The 14,730-nt window shown below is 52.4% G+C and carries 17 protein-coding genes; 9 read left to right on the top strand and 8 right to left on the bottom strand.

Going from position 1 to position 14,730, the window contains the following annotated elements:
- The first annotated feature begins 22 nt into the window (after positions 1-22).
- Entirely contained in the window at positions 23-676 is a 654-nt protein-coding gene (gene rluA / locus K7X24_RS07465; RefSeq protein WP_224554007.1) for a bifunctional tRNA pseudouridine(32) synthase/23S rRNA pseudouridine(746) synthase RluA, read from the top strand.
- 82 nt (positions 677-758) lie between these two features.
- Here rluA and djlA read toward each other — a convergent pair whose 3' ends face one another.
- Positions 759-1,634 (bottom strand): co-chaperone DjlA, encoded by an 876-nt coding sequence (gene djlA / locus K7X24_RS07470; protein WP_224554009.1) that lies wholly within the window; start codon positions 1,632-1,634, stop codon positions 759-761.
- Between the two features lie 185 nt (positions 1,635-1,819).
- Between djlA and lptD the strand changes: the two genes are divergently transcribed.
- The 6 genes from lptD (at position 1,820) to apaH (ending at position 8,781) form a co-directional block, all read left to right on the top strand.
- Complete coding sequence (lptD, locus tag K7X24_RS07475) at positions 1,820-4,189, top strand: LPS assembly protein LptD (RefSeq protein ID WP_224554012.1); 2,370 nt, start codon at positions 1,820-1,822, stop codon at positions 4,187-4,189.
- Between the two features lie 218 nt (positions 4,190-4,407).
- Positions 4,408-5,703 carry a peptidylprolyl isomerase SurA gene (gene surA / locus K7X24_RS07480; protein WP_224554014.1) on the top strand — a complete coding sequence of 432 codons (1,296 nt, stop codon included), beginning with the start codon at positions 4,408-4,410 and terminating at the stop codon, positions 5,701-5,703.
- A 15-nt stretch (positions 5,704-5,718) separates the two neighbouring features.
- The gene (gene pdxA / locus K7X24_RS07485) at positions 5,719-6,720 is read left to right on the top strand and encodes a 4-hydroxythreonine-4-phosphate dehydrogenase PdxA (RefSeq protein WP_224554016.1); all 1,002 of its coding nucleotides are present in this window, start codon (positions 5,719-5,721) and stop codon (positions 6,718-6,720) included.
- The gene (rsmA, locus tag K7X24_RS07490) at positions 6,713-7,531 is read left to right on the top strand and encodes a 16S rRNA (adenine(1518)-N(6)/adenine(1519)-N(6))-dimethyltransferase RsmA (RefSeq protein ID WP_039483405.1); all 819 of its coding nucleotides are present in this window, start codon (positions 6,713-6,715) and stop codon (positions 7,529-7,531) included. Before pdxA ends, rsmA begins: the two co-directional genes overlap by 8 nt.
- 12 nt (positions 7,532-7,543) lie before the next feature.
- The gene (gene apaG, locus K7X24_RS07495; RefSeq protein ID WP_039483402.1) at positions 7,544-7,921 is read left to right on the top strand and encodes a Co2+/Mg2+ efflux protein ApaG; all 378 of its coding nucleotides are present in this window, start codon (positions 7,544-7,546) and stop codon (positions 7,919-7,921) included.
- Between the two features lie 2 nt (positions 7,922-7,923).
- Positions 7,924-8,781, top strand: a complete 858-nt coding sequence (gene apaH / locus K7X24_RS07500; RefSeq protein WP_224554018.1) for a bis(5'-nucleosyl)-tetraphosphatase (symmetrical) ApaH — start codon at positions 7,924-7,926, stop codon at positions 8,779-8,781.
- A gap of 40 nt (positions 8,782-8,821) precedes the next feature.
- Here the strand turns inward: apaH and K7X24_RS07505 are convergent, their stop codons facing one another.
- Together K7X24_RS07505 and K7X24_RS07510 are read right to left on the bottom strand one after the other, a co-directional pair.
- Positions 8,822-9,019 carry a hypothetical protein gene (locus K7X24_RS07505; protein ID WP_224554021.1) on the bottom strand — a complete coding sequence of 66 codons (198 nt, stop codon included), beginning with the start codon at positions 9,017-9,019 and terminating at the stop codon, positions 8,822-8,824.
- 142 nt (positions 9,020-9,161) lie between these two features.
- Positions 9,162-9,683: a DMT family transporter gene (locus K7X24_RS07510; protein ID WP_224554023.1), complete on the bottom strand. Its 522-nt coding sequence runs from the start codon at positions 9,681-9,683 to the stop codon at positions 9,162-9,164.
- Between the two features lie 110 nt (positions 9,684-9,793).
- Here K7X24_RS07510 and K7X24_RS07515 point away from each other — a divergent pair, with 110 nt between their 5' ends.
- On the top strand, positions 9,794-10,699 hold the full coding sequence (locus K7X24_RS07515) for a LysR family transcriptional regulator (protein ID WP_130622292.1): 906 nt from the start codon (positions 9,794-9,796) through the stop codon (positions 10,697-10,699).
- 89 nt (positions 10,700-10,788) lie between these two features.
- Here K7X24_RS07515 and folA read toward each other — a convergent pair whose 3' ends face one another.
- The 3 genes from folA to K7X24_RS07530 form a co-directional block, all read right to left on the bottom strand.
- Complete coding sequence (gene folA, locus K7X24_RS07520; RefSeq protein ID WP_103942208.1) at positions 10,789-11,271, bottom strand: type 3 dihydrofolate reductase; 483 nt, start codon at positions 11,269-11,271, stop codon at positions 10,789-10,791.
- Positions 11,272-11,369: 98 nt separating this feature from the next.
- Positions 11,370-11,840 (bottom strand): threonine/serine exporter, encoded by a 471-nt coding sequence (locus tag K7X24_RS07525; protein ID WP_039483391.1) that lies wholly within the window; start codon positions 11,838-11,840, stop codon positions 11,370-11,372.
- The gene (locus K7X24_RS07530; RefSeq protein ID WP_198999037.1) at positions 11,831-12,604 is read right to left on the bottom strand and encodes a threonine/serine exporter family protein; all 774 of its coding nucleotides are present in this window, start codon (positions 12,602-12,604) and stop codon (positions 11,831-11,833) included. Before K7X24_RS07530 ends, K7X24_RS07525 begins: the two co-directional genes overlap by 10 nt.
- 221 nt (positions 12,605-12,825) lie before the next feature.
- Here K7X24_RS07530 and K7X24_RS07535 point away from each other — a divergent pair, with 221 nt between their 5' ends.
- Complete coding sequence (locus K7X24_RS07535; protein WP_039490716.1) at positions 12,826-13,440, top strand: LysE family translocator; 615 nt, start codon at positions 12,826-12,828, stop codon at positions 13,438-13,440.
- A 101-nt stretch (positions 13,441-13,541) separates the two neighbouring features.
- On the opposite strand, the gene K7X24_RS07540 is transcribed toward K7X24_RS07535, so the two are convergent.
- Positions 13,542-13,910 (bottom strand): VOC family protein, encoded by a 369-nt coding sequence (locus tag K7X24_RS07540; RefSeq protein ID WP_224554025.1) that lies wholly within the window; start codon positions 13,908-13,910, stop codon positions 13,542-13,544.
- Positions 13,911-14,007: 97 nt separating this feature from the next.
- Entirely contained in the window at positions 14,008-14,697 is a 690-nt protein-coding gene (locus K7X24_RS07545) for a helix-turn-helix transcriptional regulator (RefSeq protein WP_224554027.1), read from the bottom strand.
- Between the last annotated feature and the right edge of the window lie 33 nt (positions 14,698-14,730).

Below are 14,730 nucleotides of genomic sequence, written 5' to 3' on the forward strand. Positions count from 1 at the left end.
TATGTTGTCTGAAGGTGCTCCGATGGAACCCTATAATCCGCCTACCGATCCCTGGTTGCCTATTCTGTATCAGGATCAGCACATCATAGTGGTGAATAAACCCAGCGGTCTGCTGTCGGTTCCCGGCCGCGCGCCAGAACACAAAGACAGCGTCATGAGCCGCATTCAGGCCGACTACCCGACGGCTGAATCTGTGCATCGTCTGGATATGGCAACCAGCGGCGTGATTGCCGTTGCACTCACGAAAGCCGCCGAGCGCGAATTAAAACGTCAGTTTCGCGAGCGTGAACCCAAGAAATCCTACCTTGCCCGCGTCTGGGGACATATGGCGCAAGATGAGGGCGTCATCGACCTGCCACTGATCTGCGACTGGCCGAACCGCCCAAAACAGAAAGTCTGCTTTGAAACAGGAAAAGCAGCACAGACGGAGTATCAGGTACTTTCGCGTGATGCTGACGGTACGACGCGCGTCAAGCTGATGCCGATTACCGGTCGCTCCCATCAACTGCGTGTCCACCTGCTCGCGCTAGGTCACCCCATTCTCGGAGATGGCTTTTATGCGCATCCCGATGCCAAAGCGCTGGCACCCCGCCTTTTGCTGCACGCACAAGAACTGGCTATCACGCACCCAGCTTTCAATACCCCGATGCACTTTCGTTGCGAAGCAGATTTCTAAGGCAAACGCGCTGACGGTATTTTCAAATCGGTTTGGTGGAGCGGTAAAACAGGGAAGTAAGTAAGAAGAGGAAGGATGCGGATTATTTTGTCTGGTTCGTGCTTTTCAACAATTCGTAAGCGGCTTGAATATCCTGCGCTTTGCGCTTGGCCATCTCCATCATTCTCGGTGAAAGCTTCTTGGCGACCAGCTTATCGGGATGATGCTCGTTCATGAGTTTGCGATAGGCTCGTTTGATCGTCACGGCATCATCACTGCTGCGCACACCCAGCGTACGACAGGCACTTTCGACCGTTGGCCCACGCAGCGGTGAGGCTGGGCGTTGGCCGCCATAAGAGTGTCCGTTGGAGTAACCGCTACTGCGGCGCTGATGCGATTTACCGTTTTGGCGTGACTGATTCTGTCGAGACTGCTGCCCCGTAGTACTTTCCATATTCCGCAGAAAAAACTCAAACTGCTCACGCGTTACACCCAATTCATCCGCAATCACATACAGCACGCGTCGTTCATTCGGATGTAGCACCCCATCAACAAACGCGACCTGAAGCTGAATTTCCAGAAACATCTTAATTAAATCAAAACGTCCCAGGCAGGCATCACGCAGTTTGCGTAATTTTATTCGCAAAGGGAAATGGCTGGTCTTTCCTTCACGGAAAGCCCGTTGAGCGGCAGCTCTGGCCTCACCAAACAGCTCAAGGCGATCCATCATCTTCGTCGCAATTTTGATATCGGCTTCCGTCACTCGGCCTTTGGATTTGGTCAGGTGCCCCATAGCCTGAAAGGTGGTGAGAAAGAATAATGACTGGCGGGTGGACTGAGCGGAGAAATAATCACGGCGACGTGATGCCCGGGCTCTGTCAATCCAATGCCCCATCAGTAAACCCATGATCATTCCCCAGATGCCAGCACTTGAGACGATTCCCAACGCCAACCCCAGCAACTTTCCCCAATACCGCATATACTCCTCAAATCCTCATGCCGTCAGCCAAAAATTGCTTTATCATACCTGTCATTTATCTTTGCACCTAACGGCGGTGCGTATAGGCGGTGGGGATTTAACACTGGCGCAACGCTAACGAGTGATATAGTCTCTGACCGTTTGCCAGCATGATGCCCCTGATGACGGAACACCTGATACCACGTATGAAAAAAAGTTTCCCAACTCTGCTGGCCACTCTGGTTTGGTCGGCGCTTTACAGTCAGCACGCGCTGGCCGATCTCGCTCAACAGTGCATGCTGGGTGTGCCTACGTACAACAGACCACTGGTAACAGGCGATCCTAATCAACTGCCAGTCAATATTCAGGCCGACAAAGCCGAGGCCAACTATCCCGACAACGCCAAATTTATCGGCAATGTTAACATCCAGCAGGGTAACAGCGTCATGACTGCCGAGCAGGTGGAACTGAACCAGTTGAATCCGGCAACGCAGGGTAGCGCGCCAACGCGTACCATTACTGCGACGGGAAATGTCCACTACGACGACAATCAGGTCATCCTGAAAGGCCCTAAAGCCTGGGCCAACCTGAACACCAAAGATACCGACGTCTATGAAGGCGACTATCAGATGGTGGGCCGTCAAGGGCGTGGTTCCGCCGACAAAATGAAAATGCGTGACAGTAATCGCTACACCATTCTGGAAAACGGCTCCTTCACTTCCTGTCTGCCGGGAGATAATAGCTGGAGTGTCGTCGGTTCGGAAGTGATTCAAGACAGAGAAGAGCAGGTTGCTGAAATCTGGAACGCGCGTTTCAAGATTGCTGGCGTACCTGTGTTCTATAGCCCGTATTTACAGCTTCCTATCGGCGATAAACGACGCTCTGGCTTCCTGATCCCCAATGCGAAATATGGTAGCAGCAATGGCTTCGAACTGCTGACGCCCTATTACTGGAATATCGCCCCTAATTTTGACGCCACGATCACCCCGCATCTGCAAACTAAACGTGGTATGCAGTGGCAGAACGAATTCCGCTACCTGACCACACCGGGTCTTGGTGTCATTCAGTTCGACTGGCTGCCCAGCGACAATGAATACGCTAAAGTCTCCCCGCAAGATAGTAACGACAACCGCTGGTTGTTCCACTGGGGTCACAGCGGCGTGATGGATCAGGTGTGGCGTTTTAACGCGGACTACACAAAAGTCAGCGACGACCGCTACTTTACCGATCTAGATTCGCATTACGGTTCGACCACCGATGGCTACATCACCCAAAAGCTCAGTGCAGGATATGCGAACCAAAACTGGGACACCACGTTGTCCAGCAGACGGTTCCAGGTCTTTTCTAATGCAACTAGCCGTGATGTCTACCGTGCGGAACCACAGCTCGATATCAATTATTACCAGAATGATATCGGCCCAGTTGATATGCATCTTTATGGTCAGGCGGTAAAATTTACCAACGTCAACGACAACCGCCCAGAAGCGACGCGTCTGCACGTTGAGCCAACGCTGAGTCTCCCTCTGGCAAACCGCTGGGCCAGCCTGAATACCGAAGCTAGGCTATTAGCAACGCACTACCAACAGGATAATCTGGATCGTTACCGTGCTTCCTCGACTCCAAACATTGACCAAGGTACAAAAGATGCACTGAAAAGCTCGGTGAATCGAGTTATGCCACAATATAAAGTCGATGGAAAAATGGTCTTTGAACGCGAAATGGACTGGTCGCAGGCCTATACCCAGACATTGGAACCTCGCACACAATACCTGTACGTGCCTTATCGCGACCAGAGCAGCATCCATACCTATGACTCCACGCTGATGCAGACCGACTATTCCGGCCTGTTCCGCGATCGCAGCTACAGCGGCCTGGACCGCATCGCGTCTGCGAATCAGCTTGTGACCGGTATCACCACACGTATTTATGATGATGCATTGGTTGAACGTTTTAACGCTTCTATTGGTCAAATCTATTACTTCGATCGTCCACGTACCGGTGACCGCAACACGTCACTCGATAAAAGCGACAATAACGGCAGCCAGGTGTGGGCCGGTGATTCCTTCCTGAAAATCGATGACAGTTGGGGTGTTCGCGGTGGTCTGCAATATGACAATCGTCTGAACGAAGTCGCGTTGGGCGACGCCGTGTTAGAATACCGTCGCGATGCGGAACGTCTGGTACAGTTAAACTACCGTTACGCTAGCCCTGAATACATTCGGGATATGATCCCTAATGTAACGAACCCTGGCTTCCAGCAAGGTATCTCACAGGTAGGTGTCATCGCGAGCTGGCCGATTGTTGAACGTTGGGCGGTGGTTGGGGCTTATTATTACGATACCAAGGCCAATCAGCCAGCAAACCAGCTGATTGGTTTGCAGTACAATACCTGTTGTTGGGCCGTGAGCGTCGGTTATGAACGTAAAATTACCGACTGGAACAGCGCCAGCCGCAGCAGCGAATACGACAACAAAGTGTCGTTTAATATCGAATTACGTGGTTTAAGCAGCAACTACAGTCTGGGTTCCGAAAAAATGCTGCGTTCAGGTATTTTGCCTTACCAGCGCGCATTCTGATGCAATACGGAGTACTTATACACTAAATAATTCGAGTTTCAGGAAGGCGGCAAGGGAAAGAATCCCGATGAGCTTACTCAAGTAAGTGATTCGGGTGAGTGAACGAAGCCAACACACATGCAACTTGAAGTATGACGTGTATAGATGTGGCAAACAGGCTGTCTCACTGAAACGTTGGAACTTTTAACCCGCCTTGCGGATGAAATAATGGGAAAGGTATGAAGAACTGGAGAACGCTTATTCTCGGATTGGCACTGAGTGCCTCTACCGCGTTCGCAGCACCACAGGTGGTTGATAAAGTCGCAGCAGTGGTCGACAACAGCGTCGTGTTGGAAAGTGATGTAAACAGTCTTTTGCAGTCGGTAAAACTGAACGCCCAGCAGGCCGGGCAGCAGTTGCCGGATGACGCCACGCTGCGTCATCAGATTACTGACCGCCTGATCATGGATAACATCATCCTGCAAATGGCGCAGAAGATGGGTATCCAGGTGACGGATGAGCAGTTGAATCAGGCGATTACCAATATTGCCGCTCAGAACCGGATGTCTCTGGACCAGCTAAAAAGCCAATTGGCTTATGAAGGTCTGAACTACAACACCTACCGTAACCAGATTCGTAAAGAGATGCTGATTTCGGAAGTGCGTAACAACGAAGTCCGTCGTCGCATTACCGTACTGCCTCAGGAAGTCGATACGCTGGCTAAGCAAATCGCCACCCAGACCGGTGAAAACGATGAGCTAAACCTGAGCCACATTCTGATCCCATTACCGGAAAACCCGACTCAGCAGCAGGTTGATGAAGCGGAAAATCTGGCAACGTCGCTGGTGAAGCAAATCAGTGAAGGTGCAGATTTTGGTAAGCTGGCCATTACTTATTCATCTGATTCTCAGGCGCTGAAAGGCGGCCAAATGGGCTGGGGCAAGCTGCAGGAGATCCCAACGCTGTTTGCCGAACGCTTAACACAGGCGCAGAAAGGTCAGGTCGTCGGCCCGATCCGTTCTGGTGTAGGTTTCCACATTCTGAAAGTGAACGATATTCGCGGCGGTAACAAAAGCGTATCGGTAACCGAAATGCATGCTCGCCATATTCTGATCAAACCGTCTGTCGTCATGACGGACAGTCAGGCGCAAGCCAAGCTGGCCGAAGTGGCACAGCAGATCAAAAACGGCAGCACTGATTTCGCTTCACAAGCCAAACTGCTTTCTCAGGATCCAGGTTCAGCGAATCAGGGCGGCGACCTTGGCTGGGCTTCTCCAGATATGTACGATCCGTCCTTCCGCGATGCGTTGTTGAAACTGAAGAAAGGCGAAATCAGTCAGCCTGTTCATTCCTCTTTTGGCTGGCACCTGATTCAGTTGCTGGATACCCGTCAGGTTGATAAAACCGATGCAGCGCAAAAAGAGCAAGCGTACCGTATGATCTTTAATCGTAAATTCGCTGAAGAAGCGCAAACCTGGATGCAGGAACAACGTGCAGCGGCCTATGTCAAAGTGATTAATGGTGCCAGTAACTAATGCAGATTGAAACTCATGCAGACTGAGAGCAATACGCCACGCGTTGTGATCACCCCCGGCGAACCCGCCGGGATTGGCCCCGATCTTGTGATTGCTCTGGCTCAGCAGGCCTGGCCTGTAGAGCTAGTGATCTGTGCGGATCCTGACCTGTTATTCAGTCGCGCATTGCAGTTATCGATGCCGCTGACGCTGCGTGACTATCAACCCGGTCAGCCCGCACAGCCACAGCAGGCAGGTAGCCTGACCATTCTGCCGATCGCCGCACCAGCAACCATCATTCCAGGTGACTTAAATGTCGCTAACAGCGCTTATGTTGTTGAGACACTGGCGCGCGCGTGTGATGGCTGTCTGAACGGCGAATTCGCCGCGCTGATTACCGGCCCGGTACATAAAGGTATTATCAACGATGCAGGTGTCCCATTCAGCGGGCACACTGAGTTTTTCGCCGATCGCAGTCACTGTGACCGTGTCGTCATGATGCTGGCAACGGAAGAACTGCGCGTCGCCTTAGCGACCACGCATCTGCCACTTGCAGCCGTTTCTGCGGCGATTACCCGCCAGAGCCTGCACGAAGTCATCACGATTTTGCATCATGACTTGCAGACAAAATTCGGTATCGCTCAACCGCAAATCTATGTGTGTGGGCTAAATCCTCATGCCGGTGAAGGCGGCCATATGGGCCGTGAAGAGCTGGATGTGATTAACCCCGCGCTGGATGAACTCCGGCAACAGGGCATCACGCTAGTTGGGCCCTTACCTGCCGACACGCTTTTCCAGCCCAAGTATCTGCAACACGCTGACGCCGTTTTGGCGATGTACCACGATCAAGGGCTCCCGGTTCTGAAATATCAGGGCTTCGGGCGCGCCGTTAATATCACGTTGGGGTTACCTTTTATTCGTACGTCGGTCGATCACGGTACAGCGCTAGAGCTGGCCGCAACTGGCAGCGCCGACCCCAGCAGCTTCATCACGGCATTAAATCTTGCCATTAAAATGATAAAACACAGTAATGAATAATCGCGTACACCAAGGTCACTTCGCCCGTAAACGTTTTGGGCAAAACTTTTTAAACGATCACTTCGTGATCGATAGCATCGTTTCGGCGATTCATCCTCAGCCAGGTCAAGCGGTCGTCGAGATCGGGCCCGGCCTCGGCGCTTTGACGGCGCCCGTTGGCGATCGGATGGATCGTTTTACTGTTATTGAGCTGGATAGGGATCTGGCCGCACGGTTGGAAAAACACCCGACGCTGAAAGATAAGCTGACAATTATTCAGCAAGATGCCATGACGATCGATTTCGCCGCGCTCGCTGAACAGGCTGGGCAACCGCTGCGTGTTTTCGGCAACCTGCCGTATAATATTTCCACACCGCTGATGTTCCACTTGTTCACCTATACTCAATCTATCCGCGACATGCACTTTATGTTGCAGAAAGAAGTGGTTAACCGTTTAGTTGCGGGTCCGAACAGTAAAGCCTTTGGACGTCTGAGCGTCATGGCACAATATTATTGCCAGATAATCCCGGTGCTTGAAGTGCCACCGGAAGCATTCAAGCCCGCGCCTAAAGTTGATTCTGCCGTAGTGCGACTCGTTCCTCATGCCGAGATCCCCTATCCAGTCAAGGATATCCGCGTATTGAGCCGCATCACTACGGAAGCGTTTAACCAGCGCCGTAAGACATTGCGTAACAGTCTGGGCAACCTGTTCACCCCGGAAATCCTCACCGAACTGGGGATCAATGTCACCAGTCGCGCAGAGAATGTGACCGTTGAGCAATATTGCCGATTGGCGAACTGGCTGAGCGAGCATCCTGCAAAACAGGAATAACTGGAGTTCATCATGATTAATGCGCCCCGTGTTTGTTTACAGGTTCAGAGCTTCTACGTGGAATCACAGTCGGAGCCTGATGAAGAACGTTTCGTGTTTGCTTACACGATTACGATCCGCAATCTGGGGCGTCATGAAGTCCAGCTTTTGGGGCGTTATTGGCAGATCACCAACGGTAACGGTCGCCAGACTGAAGTTCAGGGTGAAGGTGTCGTCGGCGAACAGCCGATTATCCAGCCCGGCGGCGAATTCCAATATACCAGCGGTGCCGTCATAGAAACGCCTCTTGGCACGATGGAAGGCCACTACCATATGGTTGACCATCAGGGTAAAGCGTTTCAGGTCCCAATCCCCGTTTTCCGTCTGGCTATCCCTTCACTGATACATTAATTATGTCTACCTATTTAGTTGGCGATGTTCACGGCTGTTACGTTGAACTCAACGCGCTATTGGCGCAAGTTTCTTTTAATCCAGAACAAGATACGCTTTGGTTAACGGGCGATTTAGTCGCTCGGGGGCCGGACTCACTTCAGGTTCTGCGCTTCGTTCGTTCCCTCGGTTCCTCTGTCCGCATGGTGCTTGGCAATCACGATCTGCATCTTCTGGCCGTTTATGCGGGTATCAGCCGCAATAAACCAAAAGATCGGCTCAATGAACTCTTCACCGCTCCCGATGCAGACGAGCTCATCAACTGGCTACGCCGCCAGCCGATCTTGCAGGTTGATGAAGATCTAAAGCTGGTGATGGCGCATGCGGGCATCACGCCGCAGTGGGATCTGCCGACGGCACTCATGTGCGCACGCGAAGTCGAATCAATCCTGAGCAGCGACAGCTATCCGCTTTTCCTCGATGCCATGTATGGTGATATGCCAAACCACTGGATCCCAGAGCTCAGCGGTCTGGCCCGTCTACGCTTTAGCACCAACGTCTTTACCCGTATGCGCTACTGCTTCTCTGGCGGGCAGTTGGATATGCTCTGCAAAGAACCGCCAAGTCAGGCACCTTCTTTGCTCAAACCATGGTTTGAACTGCCGAGCCAGGTTGCGGGGGAATACGCTATTGCATTCGGCCACTGGGCATCGCTGGAAGGGAAAGGCACGCCGGAAAACATTTACGCGCTGGATACTGGGTGCTGTTGGGGGGGAGAACTGACGATGCTGCGTTGGGACGATCAGCGCTATTTCACGCAACCGTCACTCTCATCAAACACCGAACTCTCTGGCGATATCGCGCCCTTATCGGGTGAGTAAAGGCTCGAAAGTATTCATTCTATCGCCAACCGAACCCGTGTCATAGAAAGGGGAAGGTCGCCCCAGACTGAGCCTTTTTAGATGATGGCGGCACGACCAACTCCTCGGTGGGAATCGACCAGATGCCACCACCAAGAAACCCAGCCAAACCAACGGCTTCTACGTCGCCTGACGGTAATTCACGGCGGCGTGGATCGCTCAGACGGTCAGTATTCAGATTACGGTTTCTATTCGTCATGCGTACTGTCTCCTACCTATCAAAGGCTGCGACTCAACGGAATTTCGATTTAACGACGAAAGCCGTTACTCATTTTTATACTAACGATGACAGATGACGGAAATGTGACCATTTTCGTAGGGAATGGAGAGATGGCCCCTCATTATGGTTGCTTATGGGCTTCAACAGTGGGTTTGGTCAGCGGTTGAGAAGCCGCAGAACATTGCACCACCAGCATCCCTATAACGATTAACACGACACCCGCTATTCGCCCCAGCGTAGCAGGCTTCACTGCCAGCCCCATCAAACCAAAATGATCGATCACAAGCGATGCCACAACCTGACCGACAATCACACAGACAATAAAACCTGAAGCCCCGAGCTTTGGCGTCAGCAATAACGCGGCGGTGATATAAGCCACGCCCGCCACTCCGCCCAGCCAGATCCACCACGGCCCCTGTAAGGCATTACCAAGCGTTGGCGTAGGCACCCGAGCAGCAAACAGAATCGGCAACAGCACGCAGATGCTGACCAGCAGGGACACCAGCGTTGCCCAAAGCGGATGACCTAACGAGCGCCCCAGCATCGCATTGCTGGCAGCCTGAAAAGGCACAATGCTCCCAGCAAATACCGCAATACCCAGCGGCAGCAATAATGAGAGAGAAAAAGAAGAGAATAACGACATGGAGCCCCCTGATTCACAATATAAGTTCACAACACAATTGGGATGTTCCAATACTCACCCATCCATTAAACTGATGGAAATTCGTAATTCATACGGAAGGCATTCACAGAATGGATGATTTACGTCGTATCGATATGAATCTGCTGCTCACGCTTCATGCGCTGTTGACGGAAAAACACGTCACACGGGCAGCGCTTCGTCTACACCGCAGCCAGCCTGCCGTCAGCCATTCATTATCACAGCTACGCCAGATTTTTAACGATCCGCTGTTAGTTCGGCGTGAGGCTGGCCTGACGCTCACGACCCGCGCTCAGGCGCTACTCGGCCCGCTGGAACAGGCGCTTGATCAGTTGAACGAGCTTATCCAGGCACCGCAGTTCGATCCGCGTCATAGCACGCGGCATTTCCGGTTAGCGCTCTCCGATTACGGTACGAATGCCGTCTTGCCAACGCTCATGCAGCATCTACGCACACAGGCACCCGGCATTTCGCTAGCCGTCAGTCATGCCGGCCGTGAAATGATGCTGGCACAGCTGATCGATGGAGAAATCGACTTAGGCCTTGGCGTGTTCCCTGAACGCCCATCCGAGGTACACGCCGAGCTTCTCTTTGAAGAACAGTTCGCCTGTCTGGCCGACCGCACCACGCTGCCGGAAAACGGTACGCTGTCGTTTGAGACATGGCTGGAACGGCCACATGTTCTGGTCACGATGCATCCCGATTCTGCCAATGAAATTGACAGCGCGTTGGCTGCAAGCGGCCTCGCGCGCAATGTCGTGCTGACCCTGCCCCACTGGCATGCCGCCATCAATCTCATTGCCGGTACTGACCTAATTTTGACCGCTGCACGGCGCAGCATGGCCCATATCACTACGCCAGATTTACACATTTTTCCGCCGCCGTTCGTGATACCCAACTTTGCCTTCCAGCAGGTGTGGCATACGCGACGCGAGAGCGATCCTGCACATCGCTGGCTGAGAAACGCCATTTGGGAAAGCTGCCAAATGGAGAAGTAAAATATCGGGCCAAAAACGAAAAAACCCGCAACAAGGCGGGTTTAGCTTTTCATCGTTTACCGACAGAATGTTATCGCAGGAAAGCGCGCTTAGCGACGCTCCAGAATTTCGAAGCAGTAACTGTGTGAGTTACGCTCGTCAGCATCATGGAACTCGCTGAAAACAGACTGCCATTCATCCGGCTCATAGTCAGGGAAATGCGTGTCGCCTTCCACTTCGGCATCAATGTGCGTCAGATAGAGGCGGTTAGCCTGCGGCAGCATTTGTTGATAGATACTGCCGCCGCCAATCACCATCACTTCCTCGACGTCGCCCGCCGCCGCCAGCGCAGCGTCCAGCGAGGAGACCCAGGTCACACGATCGTCATCACCGGGATGATTGCTGACGACAATGTTCAGTCGGCCGGGCAGCGGCTGACCGATAGAACGGAAAGTATTACGCCCCATAATAATCGGCTTATTAAGCGTATTACGCTTAAACCATGCCAGATCGGCTGGCAAATGCCACGGCATCGCGTTTTCCATACCAATCACGCGATCCACTGCCAGTGCAGCAATCAAACTAATAACCATGGTGAAAAAACCCTATAGGTCAGAAAATTGCTGACACTATACGGAAAGCCCTTTCGCTCGTCGACATAGATACAAGACCGAAACGTAATATAAGAGTTTTATACTCCCGGCCGTTTACGGTAGAGCCAGATCCCCGGCAAAGACAGACCGATAGAGAGCGCGCCGACGATAAAACTGGCCTTCAGGAAATTGGTCATCATGACGTTCATCAGCGCTTCGCTGTAGCCAAGGTGCGAAATTTCCACCACCGAAATCATCGCCGTATAGGCAGAAATACCGGGAAACATCGGGATCACCGCCGCTACGGTAAAGACTTTCGGATGCGCCAGCAGCCAGCGTGACCAGCGAATACCGATGATGCCAATTAGGATCGCCGCCAAAAACGACGCCCACTCGATATTCATGCCGAAATGTATCGCCAGAAACCGTACGCCATGCCCGACACCGCCCAGCAGCGCACAGTAAGGCAGCACTTTCAGCGGTACGTTGAAGACCATCGCAAACCCCAACGCAGGGACTGCCGCCAGCACCATATCCTGCAACAGTGCCCACAGTAAACTTAAGCCCATCCGCGTAACCCCCACAGCGACATCGCCATCACGACCCCAATACAGGTTGCCAGCGTCAGCAAACTCGCGACCGTCCAGCGTGCCAGACCGGTATTCACGTGGCCTTTAAACATATCGGCCACGGCGTTAATCAGCGGGAAACCGGGAACCAGCAGCAACACGCTCGCCGCCATCGCTACCGTCGAGGTTTGAGAAAAAGCAGGTAAACGCATCAGCAGCCCAGATGCCGACGTCGCCACAAACGCCGTAATACAGAAGTTGATCAACGGGTTCAGGTGTCGCGCCGTAAACACTTGGCGAACATACATTGCCAGACCGCTAGCAATCAGCGTGACGATAAACGCATCCCACCCGCCACCGTTCAAACGGCTGAAGCAGCCGCAGGAAAGCGCGACAACGGAAACCATCAGCCAGCGCGGATAGCGCAGCGGTTTGATATTTCCCAGACGCTTTTCTACGCCCGCCACATCCAGCAGTTTATGCTCGGCCATGATGACCGCATGCTGAACTTCAATCACGACGTGCATATTAATGCCGCGATCCACATTCTTGCGTGTCGACGTCATACAATGCCCCTGCATGATGGTGGTCAGTACAATCGAATTTGCTGAGATGGAGCTCTCAACGCTATCAGCACCGAGCGCCATACCCAGCCGTGACGACAGCTGTTCAACCACCATACTCTCCGCGCCATGCTGTAACAGCAGCAGTGCGCACTGGATGCACAGTCGGGTTATTTCCCGCTGCTGTGGTGCTTCATCCATCCGCTTTTCGCCACTTAGTGGTTTTGCGCTACTTAATAGTTCACGGTTCTCACATTCACTGACCATGTTGTTATCCCAACCCGCCCCTGAAATTAACCACAAAAAATGAAAGGACAATTGTTAACATATCGCCGCCGAATAACCAATAAGTGTGATGCGAATTCATTATTCTGGCGCTATCATTTTAACCGTTCTTACTCTTTTCACTCTCTGGGATGACCATGTTAGAAACATCGCTGTTTGTCGCCACTATCGCCACGCTGGGAATGCTCTCTCCCGGCCCTGACTTTTTCCTCGTCATCAAGAACGCGACACGCTACCCACGCGTTGCCGCACTGATGACCGCGTTTGGCGTAATCTGCGGCGTGGCAACTCACATGGCATACTGCGTCGCTGGGCTAGCCGTCGTCATCACCACCACGCCGTGGCTATTTAATGTACTGAAATATGCGGGCGCCGCCTATCTGATCTGGATCGGTATTCAGGCATTATTATCGCGTAGCGGCAGCAAGCTGGACGTTTCACATCAGGGGCAGCAAAACGTCAGCCTAAAAAAAGCGTTCCTGCAAGGCTATCTCTGCAATCTGCTTAACCCGAAAGCGACACTGTTCTTTCTGGCGATGTTCACACAGGTCCTGAATATTCACTCCGGCATCGGTGAAAAGCTGTGGTACGCCATGATCATCTGGCTGTTATCTGTCGTCTGGTGGCCGGTGCTGGTGCTGCTTTTCCAAAGCGAGCCGGTACGGCGTGGGCTAGCGAAGGCGCAGAAACTGGTGGATAAGCTGCTCGGTACGGTGTTGATCGCGCTGGGTATCAAAGTGGCGCTAGGTTAGGCCTGCGACGTATCGGTTAGTTTAAAGCGCTCTGGAGCATGGTATGAACACCTTCCCAATTTCCACAGGGAAGGTGTGTTTGTGTTTATTCCGAAGCGAACTTAGTAGCTGGCATAATAAACTCGTATCCGATGTTGATCAGGATCGAGCGCCACATATGTCAAACCGAAATCCATCTGGGTGATGTCCTGAATCAGGGTAATCCCCTGTTCCTTCCAGCTTTCATACATCGCGTTTAGTGCAGCCTCACTCTCGACACGAATAGCTACTTCGCTACCACCGCCCGCCAGTTGGGTCACCGGTTTAACCTCATGTTTAGACCACACCCCCAATAACAACCCAGAGTCAAAGGCAAACATGGCAAAGTTTTCCGACTTCTCAACAGGTTGAAAATCAAACCGTTCACGATAGAAACGCTCGCTGGCAACGGCATCTTCCACATATAAAATAATAAGATTTGGTGCGTTCATCAGAGATTCCCTGTAATCAGGTGAGTAATAAGCAGAAGGCTTCTGCTTGCCTGAATGCATCGTAGTACGCACTGCTGTCAATTTTTGTCAGTAGCCATTACTGCTGAGGAATGTCTTCTTTTTCATGCCACTCTTTTAATAACTGCTGGCGACGGCGGGGATAACGCTGATCCAAAACCGTCATGCTGCGGATACGTTCAGCCTTGAAATGACGAAACTGCTGACGAAGCTCACACCAGGCGGCAATCACGTGGGTTTGATCGAAAAATCCTAATGCGAACGGCCAGATAATGCGGAGAGACTCATCGCCCTGAAGGTCGCAATAAGCAATCTCCGTACGACGCTCCGCCCGGATAGCGTGACGCAAAGCGGATAAATCGATAACCACTGCGGGGGTACATTCCGCCTTCCCCACTAATAACCCAGAAGAATCAAGCTCGTGGCGCAACTCTGGCGGTAATACCGCAGCAATCTTCATCAATGCATTACGGGCCGCGCCCGCCAAACGCTCATCTGTTCTTCGGACGACCCAGCGCGTGCCCAACACCAATGCTTCAATTTCCTCTTCTGAAAACATCAGTGGGGGTAGCATGAACCCAGGACGCAAGATATATCCTAAGCCTGCCTCCCCCTCAATATGCGCCCCCTGCAATTGCAGCGTGGCAATATCCCGGTAGAGGGTGCGTTGGCTTACACCTAGTTTTTCCGCAAGGTATGCTCCCGTCACAGGAAAACGGTGATGACGTAATAGCTGTAAAAGTTCGAGCAAACGCTGCGTTCTGGACATAACACCTCTGGATTCACGGTACTCACGCGGTTT

Source organism: Pectobacterium versatile (assembly GCF_020166435.1).
GTDB classification, from domain to species: Bacteria; Pseudomonadota; Gammaproteobacteria; order Enterobacterales; family Enterobacteriaceae; genus Pectobacterium; species Pectobacterium versatile.